The following is a 20823-nucleotide window of genomic DNA, read 5'->3' on the forward strand; positions in this document are numbered from 1 at the left end:
CAACTGTTGAATTATAAAATAGAACATGCAGCGCTTAAAGAGCGCATCGGGCAGGTTACTGCCTCTGACTTTGAACCCTTAGCACTGGAGGTGTTCAGGTTTCAGGCGGCGTGTAATCCACTCTACCAGCGCTACCTGGAGCTGCTTGGGCAACCGCCGGGAATAGTTCAACGCCTTTCTGATATCCCCTTCCTGCCGATTTCGCTGTTTAAAAGTTACAACATTCAAACTGGTGATTGGCAACCGGATGCGATTTTCAGCAGCAGCGGCACCACCGGAGCTATTTCCAGCAAACACCTGCTGCGCAGCAAGGCTTTCTACCAGCAAAGTGCCCGCCGTGGTTTTGAAACCTTCTACGGCAGCCTCAAAGATTACTGTGTGCTGGCATTGCTACCCTCCTATCTGGAACGCAGTGGCTCCTCCCTGGTTTTTATGGTGGAAGATTTTATTCGCCAATCCGGGCATCCAAACAGTGGATTCTTTCTGTATAACACCGATGAGCTGCTAAGGATTTTGCAAAAGTGCCAAAAAAGCCAGCAGCCGACCTTACTAATTGGCGTAAGCTTCGCCTTGCTCGACCTGGCAGAAGCCCACCCCACGGATTTATCCGGCATCACCATCATGGAAACCGGGGGCATGAAAGGCCGCCGCCGGGAGCTCACCCGGGAGGAACTGCATGCTCAGCTCAGGCAGGCTTTTCAGGTGGAGAAAGTTCATTCCGAATACGGCATGACAGAGCTCCTGTCTCAGGCCTACTCCACCGGCAAGGGGCTTTTTCGGGCTGCCCCAACGATGCAGGTGCGCACCCGTGAAATCACTGACCCCTTTGCGCAGCCTTCCCCTGGCAGGACCGGAGCCCTGAATATCATCGACCTGGCCAATTTGGATACCATTAGCTTCATCGCCACTGATGATCTCGGCCGTGTTTACGACGATGGCAGCTTTGAAGTCCTCGGCCGCCTTGATGCCAGCGATGTGCGGGGCTGCAACTTAATGATTGTAGATTTGGGGTGACTCAAGTCATTCCAAGTTGTTGACCATTACTATTGACGAAGCAGCTTCTTATGGATCAACTGCCCTTCTGCTTTTACCCTCAGTAAATACATGCCTTTCGGCAAATGAGAGAGGTCGATTTGTTGCTGATAATGGTCTTCAAATACGACCTTCCCCTGTAAATCCAGTACATATATCCGCTCAATTGGAACCTCAGTTTCAATCGTTAACGGTCCCTTAGTAGGGTTGGGATAAATCGTTAGCTTTTTAGGCTGTGATAAGGATGCTTCAACCTCAGTCAGGATCAGGTTGCAAGGCTGAAAACCAATACCATTAGGGTCATAGCAATTCAGGAAGAAGCCCTGAATGCTGTCCATGCGTATTTGCAAACCTTCTACCTGCGTAAGATGATCAGCCTGATTGTCTGAGTAGACAAAGGAAGTATGGAATGTCCTGATATCGCCTGGCAGGTAATTATTAATGGGAGCATAGTTGAGGAGCGCCCGCCGGTCTCCCGGTGTATTCTCTGCGGAATATTCAGTCCAGGTGTTTTCTGAGGCAGGAAGACCCGGGAAAGCAAATTCCACGACTTGTTGGCTAGTGTAGCCCAGGCCGCCTTCGGTCAGAGGCTGCCCATCCCGCCATCTTCCGGTCATAAAGTTGAAATATTCTTGTGGAGTTGCCGGATCAAGGGTAGCCGGTGGATAGTTTCCGTTGCTATTGAAATAGGGCATAAAGCTCGAAATAGGCACGGGCAGGGCAGGGGCTTGGCCAGGGCCTGCCAGAATATTGACTCCAAAAGCAGGTGGATTTTGTCCAAAGCCGGTGAACAAATCATCCGTTTCATCTTCATTGTCGGCGTTGTAAATAAAGACGGCTTCTTGCTCAGGAAAGCTCCCCAGATAATCATCATTTGGGTTGCCAAGGTCCATATCTGCCCAAAAGCTCCAATAGGAGGTGGCGTCGGGCATATCCATTGTTTTTAGCACCTTGTGTTTAAGGAAAAGGGTGTTGTTCAGCGCATTGTTTTCCTCGCACTGGAAGTAAAAAAGGTTGGCCTGGACCTGGTAGGTGGTTTCGGAATCTGAATTTTCCAGTTCGTACAGGCACCAGTTCATCTGTGTTGGAATGATATTCAGACCCTCAAAATCTTCACAACTTTCTTCTGATAACACCGGGAAATCACCGGCATCAGGATTATAGATGCCGTTTTCATCGGCATCACGGAAAGGGGCAAGCATCGCTGCTGGCACATCGGGCAGGGTTAGCCCATCGTGATAATCAGAAAAGAAAGGATTGCCAAAAGCAGGCCAACCGTATATAGCATCCTGAGGGGCATCAATTTGTCCGTTGTCCTCGTAGTCTGCCCTGTGCCCGGCAATAGCTTGCCCGCTTACCTGAAAGACCTTGGGAAGCAGGCTGCTCGGAGCTACGGGGCCGTTGCCATAAGTTCTTGCGTGAAGTGAAAGGTTGCCCTCTGTACCCTGACTGGCTAGCCATAAATTTGCTGCAAGTACAAGGGGTTTATCGGATTGGTCAGACTCATCAAAGTAAGTGAGGAGTGGCCCGTCATTGATAATATCATTGGCCAGCCCCCGGGAGGAGAATCGGGCACGCAACTGACCATTTTGCACCATTACACTTTGTTGTGCGGTAAGAGTAAAGACCATGCTGAACAGGAGTAGGCAAGTAAGTCTGGTTTTCATAGAAACTGGATTTAGAAGGAGTGAAAGATTTCCCAAGCTATCTTAATTTAGGTATGAAGAGAAACCGCATTCCCTTATATGTCAGGTTCCTAAAACGAAAGATTTACAATGGGAGCATCAAGTATCCGGTTAATTGCCGGTCAATAGGAGAATTCATTATCTTGCCTCTTCACAAAAAGTCAATTGATGCAACAACACTGGATGATCTACGGTGCGAATGGCTATACCGGTGAGCTGATCGCACGCCATGCCAAAGACCGAGGCTTAACTCCAATTCTGGCAGGCCGGACAGCGTCAAAAGTGCAACCCCTGGCGGAAGAACTTGGGCTGGAATACCGGATTTTTCCGCTGGATGATGCCGAAAATATAGCGAAACAGCTGGAAGGCTGCGATTTGGTCCTGCACGCTGCCGGCCCCTTTATCCATACCGCACGCCCTATGATGGAAGCCTGCCTGCGCAGCCGCACCCATTACCTGGATATTACCGGAGAAATCCCGGTGTTTGAAACGGGCGCAGCTCTGGGGGAAAAGGCAGCAAGAGCGGAAATCATGATGATGCCAGGCACCGGCTTCGACGTGGTACCTACCGATTGCATGGCGGTTTTCCTCAAAGAACAGCTCCCGGATGCCACCCACCTGCAATTGGCGTTTGCTTCTCAGGGCACCCGCTTTTCCCGGGGTACTGCCCTGACGATGACGGAAATCCTGGGAGAAAGCAGCGCCGTTCGCCAGAATGGCAAAATCACAAAAGTCCCCCTCGGTCACAAGTCGATGACGGTGGAATTTGCCGATGACTTTAAGCGTTTGGTCATGACCATTCCCTGGGGTGATGTTTCCACGGCTTACTATTCCTCCGGCATTCCGAATATTGAAACCTACACTGCGGTGCACCCTAAAACGTACCGGTATGTGAAATTACAGAAGTACTTCGGCTGGTTCCTGCGCCTGCCATTTGTAAAAGCACGTGCCCGTAAGCGGGTGCTAAGCGGTCCCGCCGGACCCTCTGCCGAACAGCGCAAAAACGGCCGCAGCCTGGTTTGGGGCCGGGTAACGAATGCCAAAGGTGATACCCGGACCGCACGCTCTATCATGCCGGAAGGGTACACCCTCACCGCCCTGACCAGTATTATGATCGTTGAGCGGATACTCAAAGGGCAAGCCAAGCCCGGATTCCAAACCCCGGCGAAAGCCTACGGTGCCGACTTGCTGTTGGAAGTAGAAGGTGCCGTCCGGGAATTAATCAGTTGACCATGCGGAAAATAAAACTGTTCATCGCACTCAGCCTCGATGGCTACATCGCCGGCCCTGGCGATGACCTGAGCTTTCTGTCCCGCTTCGAAGGGGAGGACTTCGGGCATGCCGAATTTTCTGAGTCGGTTGATACCTACCTCGTTGGACGTCGGACGTATGACGTAGTCATGAAACTAGCAGGGAACTTTCCTGCAGCCGAGCAATACCCGCATTGCTACGTCGTGACCCGGCAGGATATTCCGGACCAGCCCGGCATCATTTTCCACAAAGGAGAGGTTGTGGAACTGGCCCGGGAGCTCAAAGCCAAGCCTGGCAAGGACATTTACTGCGACGGCGGTGCTCAAATCATCAAAGCCCTGATGAAAGAACACTTGGTGGATGAGTTCACCCTGTTCCTGATGCCCATTTTTCTGGGGGAGGGGATTCCCCTGTTCCCAGGTGGCATTCCGGAGACGATGGTGGAACTCCTCGATTCAAAGTCCTACAGTAATGGAGCAGTCCGGCTGCGGTACCGGCTTAAAGCTGACTGACAGGCGTGGAAACATCAATAAGTTGTCATTTGCTGATCTATGGCTTCGGCCCAGGCCAGAATCCCGCCTTCCAAATTGTAGAGGTTTTGAAAGCCGGCCTCCTGCAATTGCCTTACGGCCCGTGCCGATCGCTGTCCGCTCCGGCAGTGCAGGATTAAAGGCGTTTCCTTTGAAAGTTCGATGCTACGGGCGGGAAGTTCAGCCATTGGTATGAGCCGCCCGCCCAGGTTGGCGATTTCGTACTCGTAGGGCTCCCGCACGTCTATCAATTGGTGAGGTATGCCCTGCTGACGCCATTCCGCCAATTCCGTCACAGTGATAGACGGCAGTGGCTTTGCAGGAGCAGGGTTGCAAAACTGATCGTAATCAATGAGGTGCCCAATTGCCACTTCGGGATTCTTCACAATCTTAATCGTTCGGGACAAAAGCGTAGCGGCATCGAAGAGGTAGAGTTTGCCATCCAGTGGTTCCCCGACCCGTGCCAGCAATTTGATGGCTTCATTGGCCTGCATGCTGCCAATAATACCCGGCAGTACGCCCAGAACGCCTCCTTCGGCACAATTGGGCACTAGCTCGGGCGGGGGAGGAGTGGGGAAAATATCCCGGTAGTTGGGGCCACGGCTGCCATCTTCCCGTAGCAGGTTGAAGACCGAGACCTGCCCTTCAAACCTATAGATACTGCCGTATACCAGCGGCTTGCCTTCCAGCACACAAGCATCGTTGCTCAGGTAGCGGGTGGGGAAGTTGTCGGTACCGTCGATGACCAGGTCGGCCTGACGGACCAACTCACGGGCATTCTCCCTGGTAAAAGGGGCAACAATCGTGCGGATATCAATCTGCGGGTTCAGCTTGCGCAGGTGGTCAGCTGCCGCTTCTGCTTTGGGCCGCCCCAGATCTGCTTCTGTAAAAAGCACTTGCCGCTGCAGGTTGCTCATTTCCACCCGGTCAAAATCAACGATGGTCAGGTACCCAACGCCAGCTGCCGCCAGATACAGCAATACCGGACTGCCCAGCCCGCCTGCTCCGATCACAAGCACCCGGCTTTGCTTTAACCGTACCTGCCCTTCCGGACCAAATCCAGGAATGGCCAAATGCCGGGCGTAACGCTTTATTTCAGCCGCATTTAGCCCATCCATAACGCAACAGAATTAGCTCGTTTTGAAATAAATACAGAATTAATCGGATAGAAATTTTTATTATTCAATATAAATTGGGATTTTTGACATATATAATCGGTTTTTGGGATAGCCTCTCTCCTCTGAAGTTCAAAGGAGGGAGGTTTTTTAGTTTCTGGGCTTTAGCAAAATGCTTTGTTTGAAGTCTTTCTCGAGCAACAGCTGAATGTTTGTCAAGACCACTTCCCCCATCGTGCTGCAATCCTCAAAGCGTTTGTTTTTGTGGTGGTGCGCCAGACCATCTGCCAATTCCCTGGTTTTCTCCGGTGTCGATATTTCGTCCTTCATCATAACGTCCATCAACGCCTTGAATTGTTTTTGTGACGTCTTGACCCGCCCGGCGATCAGGCTGCGTTCCTCCAGCTGGTACTGCTTGACGGTTTCCGGGGTCATGTGCTGCATGCCCAGGTATATAATGGGGTCGTTTTCCCGGAAATACTGCGGCAGGTAAAATCCCTTTCGCCCCTCAAAAGATTGCTGGTCAAAGTCAATTGGGCGCATGCGGTACTGAGAGCCTTCAATATCCGGCGTGATGGCGATGACGTAGTTGTAAGCCCGCATATCTCCCAGCAGCCGCACAAAACAGCGCTCATTAAACTTGATGAACTCCTTGGCAATACGGATTTGATTGAAAGTCGTTTCCTGCAGGTTGTGCTTCATGAAATCATCTCCGGGGATGCCGGCCACGTGCTCTTCAATCAGTGTGGCCCCGTCAATCAGGTAGGTGACGTGATTGGGCGAAAGCAGCCACTCCAGTTCCAGCCCATACACCCGGGAAGCATCCGCTTTTTTAATGTAGAAATGGTCGTAGTTGTCATTCAGCCGGTTGATGATGCGTACCCGGAACGGCTTGGTATTCCCAAAGGTACAGAAGTCGATACGGGCTACCGTCAGGTGGTCGAGCACTTCCACGTCCCCATCGGTTTTGAGCAGGGCATAGATCAGTTTCATGGCCTGGTTGACATCCTCGAAGTCGGACTGAGAGTAATAGACCGTTTCCCAGAGGGTATCGTTGCCTTCCTGATCAAGCAGGGGGATGGAGGACTCATAGCGCAGCAGGTCGTCGTACTGCATGGGCAGATCGGCCGTGCGGTTGTTTTTCCTAAGGTAGTTCATAAAGGGGCGCTTGACGCTAATCATGACCTTCTTTCTGGAAGGGATATTACCTTTCATAGTTCAATAGATTTTATGCAAACGGGGGTGGGGCAGTCGATCACTGCCTGCCGGTTGAGCTGTCCGGACGCCGGGTCGCGTTCAAAGATGACGATGTTATCGCTGTTTTGATTGGCAACCAACACCTGACTCCCATCCTCTGTGATCATGAAATTGCGCGGGAAGTCGCCCATTGTAGGAGCCCATCCTGCGGGTTCCAGCTTTCCGTTTTCGGTCTGAATGCGGTAAATAGCGAGGCTGTTGTGCCCGCGGTTGGAAGCGTAAAGGTGGCGGCCATCCGGGCTGACGTGGATGTCAGCACAGGCGCTGAAATCCGTAAAGTCTTCAGGCAGCGTAGTCAGCGTTTGGATGGGGGACAAAGCGCCGGTGGTTTTTTCCATTTGGAATACGTCCACCGTATTATTGATTTCATTAATCAGGTAAGCTACCGGCAGGGTAGGGTGAAAAGCCAAATGCCGGGGGCCCGCCCCGGGAGCGGTCTGTACAAATTCCTGATCGGTTGGTTGGAGCAGCCCTTTCGCTGTTATCCGGAAGCTCATCACCCGGTCGGTCCCTTTATCAGCAATATACACCCATGGACCTTTAGGAGCCTGTATGATACAATGCGGGTGAGAAGCTTCCTGCTGCTCATTCGGGCCGGACCCGTTAAAGGTCTGCTGATCGGTTGCTTCGCCCAGGCTGCCATCCTCGTTGCGGGGGTATACGGCTACCGTCCCACCTACATAGTTCGCTGCCATCACAAACTGGCCATCGTTGCTGATGCTGACATAGCAGGGCGCAAAACCGTAGGAAGGCTGTCGGTTAAGGAAAGTGAGCCCGCCTTCCGGGCTTATTTTATAGCAGTAAATGTAGCCACTGCTGTCGGCTCCTCCGGGCACCAGTTCGCTGGCGGCGTAGAGCATGCGTTTGGCAGTATCAATCGTCAGGTAGGAAGGATTTTCAATGCCGGCAGTAGTGTGGGCGCGGGTAAAAAGGCTGTCTTGGTCTGGAGCGAGGGTGTAAATCCCGGCGGCTTTGCCATTCACGTGCCCCAGTTGCTGCGTGTAGGTGCCGATCATCAGCATGGCCGAAGAAGGGGCTTCAGTAGCGGAGGACTGATCAGATGATTCCTTCATGGTGCAAGCGTTGATTCCTAAAATCAGTACGAGTAGAAAGTATACCTTTGTCATGTTTTTCGTTTGCACTCAATCTAAAGCTTTTTTTACAAATGCCGACCGGTCTGATTATCTGTTTGGACAAACCACACCCTTATTTACCTGATCAGCTCACGAAGGCGGGTTATGAGGTGCGTGCCGCTTATACGGAATCTTTTGAACGCCTGCGGGAAGATTTGCAAAGAGCCAGGGGCCTCATCCTGCGCAGCCGCTTTACCCTGGACCGCGCTTTTTTGGAAGCCTGCCCCAATCTGCGATTCATCGCCCGCATGGGCATCGGGTTGGAGCATGTAGATGTAGCTTACGCCGAAAGCCAGGGCATTGCCGTGCTGAACTCACCGGAGGGAAGCCGGGATACCGTTGCAGAACAAACCATGGGCATGATGCTGGGGCTGCTCAATCATATCAATAAAGCGCACCAGGAAATACAGCAGGGCACTTGGGACCGCAAAAGCAACCAAAGCTTTGAGCTGCGCCACCGCACCGTTGGCATTATCGGTTTTGGCAATATCGGGTCGGCTGTGGCTCAGCGCCTGTCGGGTTTCGGATGCCGGGTGATCGCCTATGATAAGTTCAAGAGCGGATTTGGAAATGATGGGGTGGAAGAAGTCAGCCTGGCACAATTACAAAAAGAGGCTGACATCGTTACCGTGCACATTCCCTACGATGCGGATAACCACTACTTCATCAACGAAGCGCTGCTCGTCGGCTTCAGCAAGCCATTCTATCTGCTCAATACTGCCCGCGGGCTGGTCCTGGATACCGCAGCACTGGCCAGGCAATTGCAATCCGGCAAAGTGCTGGGCGCTGCGCTCGATGTGCTGGAGTACGAAGAGCAGGCCTTCAATGTTCTGGAGTTGAGCACCTTGCCCGCTCCCTTTCAGTACCTGCGGCAGGCTCCAAATGTCATTCTCACCCCCCACACAGCGGGGCTTTCCCATGAGGTGATGGAAGCCCATGCGAAGGTGCTGGTGGAAAAAATAAGGGGTTTGTAAAAAAGTCGTACTTTAGGATGGTCATTTAAAGCCTCAAAATGTACGGACTAGTCAACAAAGCCATAAAGGAAATGATGATCCAGGAATATGGAACCAATGGTTGGCAGGCCATTTGTGAAGCAGTAGACCTGGAGAATGATCATTTCATTAATCTACAGCCATATCCTGACGAGTTGACCTATCAAATGGTTACAGCGGCTGCCTGTTATGCCAACCAACCGGTGCCGGATATCCTGAAAGCCTTTGGCCATCACTGGATCAAATATACAGGTCAGAATGGCTATGGGGATATGCTGAATCTTGGAGGACATGATTTGCCAACTTTTTTATCGAATTTGGACCGCATGCACGCCGGGATGAGCCATGCATACCCCGAACTCCGCCCCCCCTCCTTTAGGTGTGAAACCCTTTCCCCAAACAAGCTGCGGTTGCATTATCAAAGTGAAAGGGAAGGGTTGCCCCCTTTTGTGATTGGTCTTTTAGAGGGGTTGGGAGAATACCTGAATACCCCGCTTCGGGTTGATCACTCCGGTCCCTGTGATCTAGACCAAAACTGTGAAGTTTTTCATATTGATCTGCTTGAGGAAGCTTAGGGAAACGGATTAGCATAGGGTGGCTTTAATGCTAATGCTATGATCTAACGATGGGCTTTCAGAGTAAACGGATTTCTTTAGCGATACCTATTTATGACACATCCAGACCAACCTGAAATTCAGGCAAACTTTGCATTTATTGACCGTTTTTCACCTTTTTTCTTTTGTATAGATCAATTTTGTACGATTGTAGAGGTAGGGCGCAGCTTGCGTAAGATTCTGAATTGGCAGGAAGACGCTACCCCATTTTCTGAACTACTGAGAATCAGATTCCCCTATAAACTTGATTTAAACTATGAGGTGCTCTTTAAAACACAGGGGACAGTTATGGTTTTTGATATCAAGGGTAAAAGGTCACAGCTCAAAGGAGAATTTGTTGCACTGTCAAATATTCCGGGTAAGTTAACCTTTATTGGAAGCCTGCTGCTGAATCCTAATGAGCAGATGCAGGATTTAAAACTGAGCCTCGCTGATTTCCCATCGAATGACAACAGCTCTAATTTACTCTTTTCGCTTATGGCGCAGCAATCAACGCTGGAGGAAGTAACCGGGCTGACCAGAGCGCTTCAGCGGCAAAGCCAGGAGCTACTTGAGGTTAACCAGGAGCTGATGCAGTACACACATGCCGTTTCTCACGATTTAAAAACGCCTCTTCGCAGTATTACGAGCTTTATGCAGCTTCTTCGCCGCAGTTTTGATCAATTGACTCCAGTGCAAGAAGAGTATGTCGGCTTTATTATGCAGGGGGCAAGCCGAATGGAACAGCTGATCAATGATTTGTCCGTCCATTCTGGCATTAGAGACCGGCCAGTTAGAATGGAGGAGGTAGACACAGAGGCTTTGATACACGAAGTGGCTAAAGGGTTGGTGAGCCAGTTGAATGAGTTCAATGGGCAAATTGAAATTACGCCCCTCCCGGTAGTTATGGGAGATAAGAACCGGCTGTATCAGCTGTTCAGCAACTTACTCCAAAACAGTCTCAAATACCGATCCGAAAAAGCACCACTACTCCAGGTAGAGGCACTAAAAGAGGATGACCATTGGGTATTCAGGTTCACGGATAACGGTATTGGCATTGATAAAGCCTTCCAATCCAAAATTTTCAAACCTTTTACCCGATTGCACAATTATTCCAGTATCGAAGGCTCCGGGTTGGGGCTGGCTATTTGCCAAAAAATAGTGGAACAGCATTTTGGAGAAATTAGCGTAGACAGCGACCTTGGGAAAGGAGCTACCTTTATTGTCCGGCTCCCTGTTTCAATACCTGAGACTACTCCCGCCCCAGCACCTGCACCCAGTACCCTTCCTGAACGGCAGCACCCATCTGCTTGAAATCCGCCGACATCATATTTCTGCAGTGCGACGTACTTTCCTGCCACCCGGCTACCACAGCAGCTGCGTCCGGATAGTTGTAGGCAATGTTTTCACCGATATTCCGCCAGGCAAAACCTGCCTCCCGGGCGCGGGTGCTGACGTTGCTGCCATCTGATCCCTGATGGCTGAAAAAGTCTTGCTGGGCCATATCTTCAGCATGGCGTTGAGCAGCTTGCTCCAGGCGGCTGTCCCAGCTTAGAGGCGGTACCGGCGGCATACGCTTCAGCCCACAGCGGCAGCCCCGGGACCGCAGGTCATTGACGGCTTCGAGTATGGCTTGTGCAGCGCCGGGGGTGGTGGCAGGCTCCACAGGCGCGTCTAAAGTGGAGCAATGCAGTGCCAAAATTGCGGTAAGCAAAAGAAGTGTTGTTTTCATTTAATAAAAATTTGATATGGGCCTTTTGATCATCTGAGGTGAAAAAACGTATTATTGTATTTATCGGGGGCGGTGCATGCCTGTTTTTTAGCAAATGCTCCCCCAAATGATTATGAGATGCTAACATAGCATCTCTAAATGCTCAGTACGCTAAACATCCATTAAAAAACACACTATGGCCCTTGATTATTATCTGTACCGTGGCTCAGAGCGCATAAAACTGGAACGTGCGGATCATTTTTTTACGGCAATCCTACCCGACGCCCCCGCCCGGGCGGTCCTGGCCGCTCAGCCCGGTCTGCGTCAGGTCAGGCAGGTACTTGGCCAGGTGTACAAAGTGGAGACAGAGGAGGGCAGACGCGATGAATTGATGGAGCACCTGCGCTCCCACAGTGCCTGTCCCATGATTTGCCATCATGCCTACTGTCCGGAAGGCGATCCGGCGACCCGCTATTACCTGACGGATAAACTTATCCTGAAATTTAGGGAGGTCCTGAGCACGGAAGAAAAAGAGGCGTTGCTGCAACAGCATGGGCTGCGTTTTCTGAAAAGCTATGATAACAATCAGGAAGCCTGCCTGGTACAGGTGACGCATGCTGCCCGCAAAAACCCGCTAAAGGTGAGTAACGAACTGGCAGAAGATGACCGCCTGGAATATGCCGAACCGAACCTAATCAATCGCTTTGCCCCACAGTACGAGCCTTCGGATCCGCTTTTTGCAGAACAGTGGCATTTGCAGGCACGGGCTGGTCTTGAACTGGTACCTGAAGCCGGCGTGGACTGTACGGAAGCCTGGAAGATCAGCCGGGGTACACGTGCCGTTACCGTTGCCGTCATCGATGATGGTTTTGACCTTTCCCATCCTGATTTATCGGGCACAGGAAAAGTCGTGGGCGCGCGGGACTACATCGGTCGGGACAGTTACCCGGGGCCGGAGCGGGCAAGTGGAGACTTTCACGGGACGCCCTGTGCCGGTGTCGCCATAGGGGAAGAAAACGGTACGGGGGTTGTTGGAGCGGCTCCGGGTTGCAGCTTTCTGCCTATCCGCTTTCCGCTGAGCGCCGATGATAATATGCTGTTCGATATTTTTGACTACGCCGGGCGCAATGCGCATATCATATCCTGTAGCTGGGGACCGGTGCCCGTCTATGCGCCGCTAAGCTCCCTGCTGAGCAATCAAATGGAGCGTCTGCACCGATCGGGTGGGCCGGACGGGCGGGGCTGTCTGGTCTTTTTTGCAGCAGGCAATTACAATGCACCAATCCGAGATTTGGACAATACCGGATTTACCTGGCGTCACCCCTCCCAGGGGCTGAAGACGACTACCGGGCCTATTGTAAATGGCTACGCTGCTCATCCCGATGTGGTAGCAGTGGCGGCCTCCACCAGTTTGGCCCGTAAATCAGCCTATTCCAACTGGGGCGAAGGAATAACCGTTTCAGCTCCCAGTGACAACTGGAACCCGCTAAATCAGCAGGAACGCCTGCCGGGCAGAGGTATTTGGACAACGGACAATGAGGATACCGGGCTTGGCTTTGCCCCCGGGAGCCGCTATACGGGCAACTTTGGCGGGACTTCCAGTGCCTGCCCGCTGGCAGCAGGCGTGGCCGCACTGGTCAAATCTGTGAATCCGATGCTTTCCGCAGCTGACCTGCTGAACATTTTGAAAAACACAGCAGACAAAATTACAGATCAGAACCCAGACCCCATCCTTGGAAACCTGAAAGGGGGCTACGATACCAATGGGTACTCCGAATGGTTTGGTTACGGAAGGGTCAATGCTGCCCGGGCCGTACAGCAGGCCGCTCCGATAGCTGACCCTGTACCCGACGAGCCTGAGGTTGCGGAAGCTGAAGACCAGGCCGTACAAATTGTCGCTGCTTTAGTCAACCCAAGGGGCCCGGAGTCTGGCGCTGAAAAGTTGATGCTGGTCAACCTGTCGGATCAGCCGGCGGCGCTGGGCGGGTGGACCATTGAAGACCAAAATGGCAATACCGATCGGCTGGCGACTTACACGCTTCAGGCGGGGAGTGTCGTACGAGTGGGGCTGGGGCGTGTCCGTTTGTTGAATGCCGGAGGCCGTATCATACTTAAGAATGCCCGGGGACAAGTGGTGCACCAGGTAGATTACACCAGAGCTGAAACCACAAAAGAAGGGTGGTGGGTGAAGTTTTAAATACAAAACCCCGACGGAACTGTTCCGCCGGGGTTTTAGCTTTAGCTGCTAAAGCAAGCATTTAGTTGCAACCCAGGTCTTCCTGAGACATGGGGTCCGCATTGGGGAAGCATTGGCCCGTTGGCAGTGTTTCGGGGACATAACGGTCCAGGTTAGGGTCATAGAGTGCATTTTCAATAAAAGCAACAAGTGCATCGATTTCCTGATCGGTCAGCCCCAGGGGCACAAAGTCTTCCGCTAGCTGAGCAGCGGGCACTGTGGTCTTCTGAGGAACTGCTTCATTCTTATAGGTAATGACTTCACGGATCGATCGTAGTGTCCCTCCGTGCCCGTAAAAAGGGGAGTCTTTGAGGTTGTACAACTGGGGCACCTTGAATTTGTACATATCCTCTGCCCGGTTGGTAAAGCCACCCCGGCCGAGGTGCTCCGGAGCATTCACAGAGGTCAGTAATACCTCCTCCGGGCAATCCATCAAGTCGCCCAGCCCAATACCGTGAAATTCCATGCTGTTGAGCGCCGGGCCGGTATGGCAATTGCCACACTGTGCTTTGCCGAAAAAAACGAGTGCGCCTTCTTTTTCCAGGGCATTCATGGCATCTTTATCGCCACGCAGCCAACGTTGGAAGGGCGCTTCGTTAGCCAGCAGGGTCCGTTCGTAGGCGGCAATAGCTAACCCGGCAGCTACCCGGTTGTAGCGTTCCACCTCGGGGCGCTCGGGGAAAGCCGCATCGAATAGCTCTTTATAATTTGCCAGATCGGATACATCGGAAGTGTCTTCTAATTGGCGGTGTACCGAAAGTCCTGCAATTGCCTGGGTTTCAATACCGTGAAAACCGAGATGGTTCACTGCTTTTGGAGTACCTGCCGTCCATGCATATTCAGTGTTGGCATTGATGCCCTTGGCCCCAAACTGCCCGTTCCACAGCATGGCAATCTGATAAGCCGAGTTTAGAGTCGTTGGGCTGCGTACCGGCTGAACATCAACGTTGAGGACATTATAGGCCTCATTCCTGTCCCGGGATTCCCCGTTAAGTCCAAAACCTTGTCCGCCTTCTCCAATGCCCTGATGCCGCCCGGCCTGAAAACCGGCTGATGCGAAGTGACAGGAGGCACAGGAGTAGGTGCCCAGGCCTGCTATATTTTGAGGGTTGCGGGCAATACCGGTTTCGTGGTAGAGGAACTTACCCAGCTGTACTTTTGCTTCAGTAAGAGGGTTGGCAGGGTCCTGCGGAATCTGATCATAATCCTCAGAGGCTGGCAACTGGAAAAAGGCTAAACCACCGGACATGGAAATATCTTCCAGTGTTTGGATTAGTTCCTGATCGATTGATGGAGCCTCGTCAATCGGATCGTCTTTCTTGCATGAGCTGAAAGTCAGAAGGACGGCAAGTGTAATTAATAAGGAGTTGTGCATTTTAGTCGGTAACATGTTGGTGCTTTGGTTTTAGTTTGAATTTCGGTGGACCTGTTGAGGGCAGTGTCTGTACCAAATTTTTAAAATAACGTGAAAACCAGACGCTTGAGGGGAAGCATTTTGGAAGTTAAAAATACTGTATTTTTGGAGTAGAATCAAGTAAAGTTACTAAAAGCGAGAGAATCAGGAGTATAATTTACACTGTGCAACTTGATTATTTATAGACAGTTGCTTCATCTAAAATGTAGTTCAGATAATACAAATCATCATCATTCAACCGGAGTCTGCCCCGGAAGGTCATCCGGTCATCGGTAGTGAATTTTCGTTGTTCATCAGGGCGGAGCTTGATGTCCATGACAGACTCAGGCCCGGCACCACCACAGAAAAAACAACTGCTGTAGGGTTGGGCGCTCAGTACGAGAATGGTTTCGTCGCCCGTTTCTTCGAGCGGGATAATGTAGCCTTCAATCAGGACTTCACGCCCCTCAATAGCCTGTAGCTGAGCCCCGAAGGTAGGGTAGGGGACATAGGCTTGCACTTCTTCACTGTACTCATCTGAAAAAACGACATCGGTCAGCATTTTCCAGGTTAGGCGCAGTACGCCATCCTTATACTCGAAGTGGCTTGTGTCCACGGCAATATTGCTGATGGCTTTCTGAGGTTGTAGCGAATCAGTGCGGAGGGTATCGGCATCAACATTTACGGAGTTATCTGATGGCGTATCGTTATTGCTTTCGGCGGCACAGCCTGAAAGGATGGCGGTGGCAAGTGCAATGGTCAGGAGCTTGTTTCGCATGGTGTAATCCTTGAAAATTGGGTCAAAATAAGGAAAAGGGAAGCAACCTGTCAGGCTACTTCCCTCTTCATTGCTCCGGCTTGGGAGACTTTATTTCTTAACGGAGTCAACCACAGCTTTGAATGCATCCGGGTGGTGCATCGCAAGGTCAGCAAGGACTTTGCGGTTGAGCTCAACGTTGTGTTCTGATAGTTGGTGGATCAAACGGGAATAAGAGATTCCGTTTTGACGCGCTGCAGCATTAATACGCGCAATCCAAAGGCGGCGAAAGGCGCGCTTCTTGGCTTTGCGGTCACGGTAGGCGTAAGTAAGACCTTTTTCTACAGCGTTTTTAGCTACGGTGTAGACTTTGCTGCGGGCACCGAAGTAACCCCGCGCCATCTTTAAAATTTTTTTGCGCCGCTTGCGGGAAGCAACGGCATTCACTGAACGTGGCATAGTTTGATTTTTTAGTACAACGCAGAGGTGCCATCTACCAAATGGGCGACGCTTTCGTCCTGCGCTCTCGTTAAAAAATTAGAAATAAATTACATGCAAAGCAGACGCTTCACGCGGTCTTCGTTGTGCTCGTGTACAACTGTGGAATCCCGCAGGCGGAGTTTCGCTTTCTTGCTTTTGTTGCGCATCATGTGCGAAGTCTTTGCCTGGTACCGCTTGATCTTGCCAGAGCCAGTGCGCTTGAAACGCTTCTTGGCACTGGAGTGAGTCTTCATCTTTGGCATTGCTAAATGGCTTTAATATTGAAATAGTCCCTGAAAAGGGAATGCAAAGGTAAGAAAAATAAACCCTACAGCTAAACAAATTTCAATTGTTTGTGAAAAAGTTTAGCAGTAGGGTTCTGATATTTCGGCTAAAGACCGTTTATAAACAGCCGGTCTATTTCTTTTTACTCTTCTTGGGTGAAATCATCACGATCATTCGGCGCCCTTCCATTTTGGGCAGCGCTTCTGCAGAGCCATATTCTTCGAGCTCTTTGAGGAAGCGAAGGAGCAGCAGTTCGCCACGTTCCTTAAAAACGATAGTCCGGCCCCGGAAGTGGACATAAGCTTTCACCTTAGCGCCATCTTCGAGGAACCCTTTGGCGTGGCGGAGTTTGAAATCAAAGTCATGATCATCGGTATTGGGGCCGAAGCGGATTTCCTTGATGACTGTTTTGGCAGCTTTTGCCTTGATTTCTTTCTCCTTTTTCTTTTTTTCGTAAAGAAACTTGTTGAAGTCGATGATCTTGACGACCGGCGGCTTTGCGTTTGGAGAGATTTCAACCAGATCAAGCTCCACCTTTCGCGCCCAGTCTTTTGCTGCGCGGGTAGAGTAAACGGTGCCTGCTTCCAGTTGTTGGCCCACGGCTTCGCCAATTTCTTCAACGTTTTCGCCTACAAGCCGGATTTCAGGTACGCGAATGTGTTCGTTGATTCTAAACTCGGGTTTGTTGTCAGTACGGGTATTAAACCCTCTTCTACCAGATCTCTTTGCCAATAGATTCTTTTTTTGTTAGAAAATAAAAAGTGCATTGTGGTTTTGACACCAGCACTACTAATTTAATTAAAATATTCGAAAAAAAGTTCAGCAATTTCCGGATTTCCACCCGAAGCAGGCTTGAAACACAAAAAGCAGCCCAATTGACTGCTGTCAAAAGGGCTGCTTTTATCTTTTAACGCTGTTTATGCGTCTGTATTCACTTCTTTGCTCAGCGTAATCTTGAGACCGGTTTCATTATCGTTCATAACCGCTTCGAGGGTTGCGCCAGCGTCCGGGTTCGTGTTGAGGATGAACTCCGCAAGCGGGTCCTCAATATATTTCTGAATAGCCCGGTGCAGCGGACGTGCGCCAAATTGAGGGTCATATCCTTTTTCGGCAACAAACTTCTTCGCGTCTTCAGACAGGATCAACGTGTAATCCATATTTTCAAGGCGCTTGTGAAGGTCCTTCAGTGTGATATCGATAATCTTAAAGATATCGTCCTGATCCAGGCTGTTGAAGATCACTACATCGTCCACACGGTTGAGGAACTCCGGAGAGAAGGTCCGCTTGAGTGCATTTTGAATCACACCCTTCGCGTTGTCATCTGCGGCACTCTGCCGTGCTTGGGTGGCAAAGCCAACCCCCTGGCCAAAATCCTTCAGCTGACGTACGCCAACGTTGGAGGTCATAATGATCAGCGTGTTTTTGAAGTCAACCTTTCGGCCCAGACCGTCGGTCAGCTGACCATCATCCAGCACCTGAAGTAAGATGTTGTAAACGTCAGGGTGTGCCTTTTCGATCTCATCCAGCAGAATTACGGAGTAAGGCTTGCGGCGGACTTTTTCAGTCAGCTGCCCCCCTTCCTCGTATCCAACATAGCCCGGAGGCGCACCAATGAGGCGGCTAACGGAGAATTTCTCCATGTATTCGCTCATATCAAGCCGGACTAAGGCATCTTCGGAATCAAAGATGTAACGGGCGAGCGATTTCGCCAGCTCCGTCTTGCCTACGCCAGTAGGACCAAGGAAAATGAAAGAACCAATGGGCTTGGTGGGATCTTTCAGTCCCACGCGGTTACGCTGAATAGCCCTTGTAATTTTGGTAATGGCCTCATCCTGTCCGATAATAACATTCTGAAGGTCATTGTCCATGCCCACCAGCTTTTTGCTTTCGCTTTGGGCTACTCTTCTGACTGGAATACCAGTCATCATGCTAACCACTTCAGCGATATCTTCTTCGCTAACGGGATAGCGCTTGGTCTTCACCTCTTCTTCCCACTGAATCTTGGCAAATTCCAACTGACGGACGAGCTTGGACTCCTTATCCCGGAGGTCGGCTGCTTTCTCGTACTGTTGGTTTTTTACGGCCTGATTCTTCTGATCCTTGAGCTCCTCGATTTTCTTTTCCAACTCCTCGATATGCTCTGGAACGTGGATATTCTTGAGGTGAACCCGTGCACCTACCTCGTCGAGTACGTCAATGGCTTTATCCGGCAAGAAGCGGTCACTGATGTAGCGGTCGCTAAGCTTGACACAGGCTTCAATCGCATCCTGGGAGTAATTCACATTATGGAATTCCTCGTATTTCGGACGGATGTTGTCCAAAATGTTTACTGCTTCTTCAGCGGAAGGTGGATCGACGATGACTTTTTGGAAACGGCGGTCAAGTGCGCCATCTTTTTCAATATGCTGACGGTATTCATCCAGGGTGGAAGCACCGATACACTGCAATTCGCCACGCGCCAGAGCAGGCTTGAAAATATTGGAGGCATCCAGGCTACCAGTTGCGCCACCTGCACCAACGATGGTGTGGATCTCATCAATGAAAAGGATCACGTCCCGGGACTTCTCCAGCTCATTCATGATAGCTTTCATCCGCTCCTCAAACTGACCGCGGTACTTGGTACCTGCAACGAGCGCTGCCAGGTCCAGCATCACAATCCGCTTGTTAAATAAGGTGCGGCTAACTTTCTTCTGAATAATGCGAAGGGCGAGACCTTCCACGATAGCCGTTTTACCCACACCTGGTTCGCCAATAAGGATAGGGTTGTTCTTTTTACGGCGGCTCAGGATTTGAGAAACCCGCTCGATCTCGTTTTCACGGCCGATGATAGGGTCCAGTTTGTCCTCTTCGGCAAGCTTAGTGATGTCACGGCCGAAGTTGTCCAGTACCGGCGTGCGGGATTTAGAAGTCCCTTTGCGCTGTTGGTACCGGCCACTGCCTTGTCCTTCATCGTCTTCGTAGGGGTCATCCTGATCAGACGGAGTTTGAGCGAAGGGCTCGGCTGAACTTGTGAAATCCTGTTCCTGACGGACATACTCCAGTTCTGCTTTGTAGATATCGTAATCTACATCAAACTGATTCAATATTTTCGAAGCAGGGTTGTCTTTATGCTTGAGGATGGAAAGCAGCAAATGTTCCGGGCTGATTTCATCACTTTTGAGCATTTTGGCTTCCAGGAAAGTCACTTTGAGGACCTTCTCAGCTTGCTTGTTGAGTGGAAGGTTGCCGACATTAAGGGCGGTCTGTCCGCTGGGAATCCGCTGTACGGATTCTTCCACATTTTGCTGAAGCTCAGAAGGGTTGACATCCAAAGAATCCAGCACCTTGAGCGCAAGGCTGTCTTGTTCAGCCATAATGCCCAATAGCAGATGCTCGGTTCCAATAAAGTCATGACCCAGGCGTATCGCTGCGTCCCGGCTTCTGGAAATGACCTGCTTTACTTTTGGAGAAAAACGTTTATTGTTCATATTTCTTTCTTCTCTTAGCCAGTTGGGTTACCCAAACAATATTAAAACTAATTATCCAAGAATACAAAAGAAGGGACTCTTTAGTTTCTTCTGTTTCTTAAGCTTAACAACGCACTAACATTTTAGTGAAATGGAATTTGGGCAAATAGGTTTTTGTAATTTATTGAAATGGGGAGCGGTATTGCAAAAAGCCACTCAAAATGATTCTTCTGAAGGGCAGAGAAAATAATGCCAATCTTAAAAAGCTGCCAATATTTCCGGTCCTTGTGGCTGATCGGTTAATCTGGCAGGCTTTTCCCGCTTCACTTCTGCGAACAAAACACTCAAAACGGGCTCAGTGTTTAGGATACACAGCACCTAATACCTACAGTACAGGGAAAATATGCCGGACAAGCTAGGTAGACTGCCGCTTAATTGATATTTTTGCGTTCGCCCACAATCAAAATGACAACCATAATACTATATGGAGTATAAAATAAAGACCGAAGAACGTTATACCGTCTTCACATTGCAGGAAGAGAACTTCAACTCCCTTATCGCACCGGATGTCAAGTCGGAGCTCGTGCTGCTGGCTGATAAGGATGTGAAAAACCTGATCATGGACCTCTCTGAGGTCAAATATGTGGACTCTTCCGGGCTCAGTGCGATCCTTACTGCTGACCGTCTCTGGAAAAAGATTGGATCGTTTGTGCTTGCCGGTGCTGAGCAGCCCGCTGTCAAAAAACTGATGGAGATTTCACGACTGGATACCATCCTTACGATGGTACCCACTGTATCGGAAGCGATTGACTACATCTTCATGGAGGATATTGAGCGGGAGCTGAATGATGATGACAGTGAATAAATAACGGAACGAAAGGCTTCAAACTTAAAGGGGCACAGCTGAACTATTTTAGCTGTGCCTTT

19 protein-coding genes are annotated in these 20823 nt (G+C 50.6%); 8 read left to right on the forward strand and 11 right to left on the reverse strand.

Annotation, left to right across the window (positions count from 1 at the left end; translation table 11 throughout):
- The first annotated feature begins 6 nt into the window (after positions 1-6).
- Complete coding sequence (locus tag MRY86_RS06120) at positions 7-1014, forward strand: acyl transferase (RefSeq protein ID WP_293564194.1); 1008 nt, start codon at positions 7-9, stop codon at positions 1012-1014.
- A 29-nt stretch (positions 1015-1043) separates the two neighbouring features.
- On the opposite strand, the gene MRY86_RS06125 is transcribed toward MRY86_RS06120, so the two are convergent.
- Positions 1044-2699, reverse strand: a complete 1656-nt coding sequence (locus MRY86_RS06125; protein WP_293564192.1) for a T9SS type A sorting domain-containing protein — start codon at positions 2697-2699, stop codon at positions 1044-1046.
- Positions 2700-2885: 186 nt separating this feature from the next.
- Here MRY86_RS06125 and MRY86_RS06130 point away from each other — a divergent pair, with 186 nt between their 5' ends.
- Both MRY86_RS06130 and MRY86_RS06135 read left to right on the forward strand, forming a co-directional pair.
- Positions 2886-3947 carry a saccharopine dehydrogenase NADP-binding domain-containing protein gene (locus MRY86_RS06130; RefSeq protein ID WP_293564190.1) on the forward strand — a complete coding sequence of 354 codons (1062 nt, stop codon included), beginning with the start codon at positions 2886-2888 and terminating at the stop codon, positions 3945-3947.
- Positions 3948-3949: 2 nt separating this feature from the next.
- Positions 3950-4480, forward strand: coding sequence for a dihydrofolate reductase family protein (locus MRY86_RS06135; protein WP_293564188.1), 531 nt, complete (start codon positions 3950-3952; stop codon positions 4478-4480).
- A 14-nt stretch (positions 4481-4494) separates the two neighbouring features.
- Here the strand turns inward: MRY86_RS06135 and moeB are convergent, their stop codons facing one another.
- The 3 genes from moeB to MRY86_RS06150 all read right to left on the reverse strand — a co-directional run bounded on the left by moeB (position 4495) and on the right by MRY86_RS06150 (position 7943).
- Positions 4495-5616, reverse strand: a complete 1122-nt coding sequence (moeB, locus tag MRY86_RS06140) for a molybdopterin-synthase adenylyltransferase MoeB (protein ID WP_293564186.1) — start codon at positions 5614-5616, stop codon at positions 4495-4497.
- A 147-nt stretch (positions 5617-5763) separates the two neighbouring features.
- Positions 5764-6828 carry a hypothetical protein gene (locus MRY86_RS06145; RefSeq protein WP_293564185.1) on the reverse strand — a complete coding sequence of 355 codons (1065 nt, stop codon included), beginning with the start codon at positions 6826-6828 and terminating at the stop codon, positions 5764-5766.
- The gene (locus MRY86_RS06150; RefSeq protein WP_293564183.1) at positions 6825-7943 is read right to left on the reverse strand and encodes a lactonase family protein; all 1119 of its coding nucleotides are present in this window, start codon (positions 7941-7943) and stop codon (positions 6825-6827) included. Before MRY86_RS06150 ends, MRY86_RS06145 begins: the two co-directional genes overlap by 4 nt.
- Before the next feature lie 92 nt (positions 7944-8035).
- Between MRY86_RS06150 and MRY86_RS06155 the strand changes: the two genes are divergently transcribed.
- The 3 genes from MRY86_RS06155 (at position 8036) to MRY86_RS06165 (ending at position 10902) form a co-directional block, all read left to right on the forward strand.
- Positions 8036-8977, forward strand: coding sequence for an NAD(P)-dependent oxidoreductase (locus MRY86_RS06155; RefSeq protein ID WP_293564181.1), 942 nt, complete (start codon positions 8036-8038; stop codon positions 8975-8977).
- 38 nt (positions 8978-9015) lie between these two features.
- Entirely contained in the window at positions 9016-9570 is a 555-nt protein-coding gene (locus MRY86_RS06160; RefSeq protein ID WP_293564179.1) for a heme NO-binding domain-containing protein, read from the forward strand.
- 93 nt (positions 9571-9663) lie between these two features.
- Entirely contained in the window at positions 9664-10902 is a 1239-nt protein-coding gene (locus tag MRY86_RS06165; protein ID WP_293564177.1) for an ATP-binding protein, read from the forward strand.
- On the opposite strand, the gene MRY86_RS06170 is transcribed toward MRY86_RS06165, so the two are convergent.
- Positions 10841-11320, reverse strand: coding sequence for a CAP domain-containing protein (locus MRY86_RS06170; protein ID WP_293564175.1), 480 nt, complete (start codon positions 11318-11320; stop codon positions 10841-10843). The genes MRY86_RS06165 and MRY86_RS06170 overlap by 62 nt on opposite strands.
- Before the next feature lie 175 nt (positions 11321-11495).
- On the opposite strand from MRY86_RS06170, the gene MRY86_RS06175 reads away from it, so the two are divergent.
- A complete protein-coding gene (locus tag MRY86_RS06175; RefSeq protein WP_293571071.1) occupies positions 11496-13496 on the forward strand; it encodes a S8 family serine peptidase in 2001 nt (666 codons plus the stop codon).
- Positions 13497-13557: 61 nt separating this feature from the next.
- Here MRY86_RS06175 and MRY86_RS06180 read toward each other — a convergent pair whose 3' ends face one another.
- From MRY86_RS06180 to MRY86_RS06205, 6 genes are all read right to left on the reverse strand, one after another.
- Positions 13558-14925 carry a cytochrome c peroxidase gene (locus tag MRY86_RS06180; RefSeq protein WP_293563339.1) on the reverse strand — a complete coding sequence of 456 codons (1368 nt, stop codon included), beginning with the start codon at positions 14923-14925 and terminating at the stop codon, positions 13558-13560.
- Positions 14926-15124: 199 nt separating this feature from the next.
- A complete protein-coding gene (locus MRY86_RS06185; RefSeq protein ID WP_293571073.1) occupies positions 15125-15706 on the reverse strand; it encodes a hypothetical protein in 582 nt (193 codons plus the stop codon).
- Positions 15707-15796: 90 nt separating this feature from the next.
- Positions 15797-16144 carry a 50S ribosomal protein L20 gene (gene rplT / locus MRY86_RS06190; protein ID WP_293571075.1) on the reverse strand — a complete coding sequence of 116 codons (348 nt, stop codon included), beginning with the start codon at positions 16142-16144 and terminating at the stop codon, positions 15797-15799.
- Positions 16145-16233: 89 nt separating this feature from the next.
- Positions 16234-16428 carry a 50S ribosomal protein L35 gene (rpmI, locus tag MRY86_RS06195; protein WP_072013667.1) on the reverse strand — a complete coding sequence of 65 codons (195 nt, stop codon included), beginning with the start codon at positions 16426-16428 and terminating at the stop codon, positions 16234-16236.
- A 154-nt stretch (positions 16429-16582) separates the two neighbouring features.
- The gene (gene infC, locus MRY86_RS06200; protein ID WP_293571076.1) at positions 16583-17182 is read right to left on the reverse strand and encodes a translation initiation factor IF-3; all 600 of its coding nucleotides are present in this window, start codon (positions 17180-17182) and stop codon (positions 16583-16585) included.
- A 185-nt stretch (positions 17183-17367) separates the two neighbouring features.
- Positions 17368-19917 (reverse strand): ATP-dependent Clp protease ATP-binding subunit, encoded by a 2550-nt coding sequence (locus MRY86_RS06205; protein ID WP_293571077.1) that lies wholly within the window; start codon positions 19915-19917, stop codon positions 17368-17370.
- A gap of 463 nt (positions 19918-20380) precedes the next feature.
- Here MRY86_RS06205 and MRY86_RS06210 point away from each other — a divergent pair, with 463 nt between their 5' ends.
- A complete protein-coding gene (locus tag MRY86_RS06210) occupies positions 20381-20761 on the forward strand; it encodes an STAS domain-containing protein (RefSeq protein WP_293571079.1) in 381 nt (126 codons plus the stop codon).
- Positions 20762-20823: the final 62 nt, after the last annotated feature.

The sequence above is a fragment of the Phaeodactylibacter sp. genome (assembly GCF_022763345.1).
In the GTDB taxonomy this organism is placed as follows: domain Bacteria; phylum Bacteroidota; class Bacteroidia; order Chitinophagales; family Saprospiraceae; genus Phaeodactylibacter.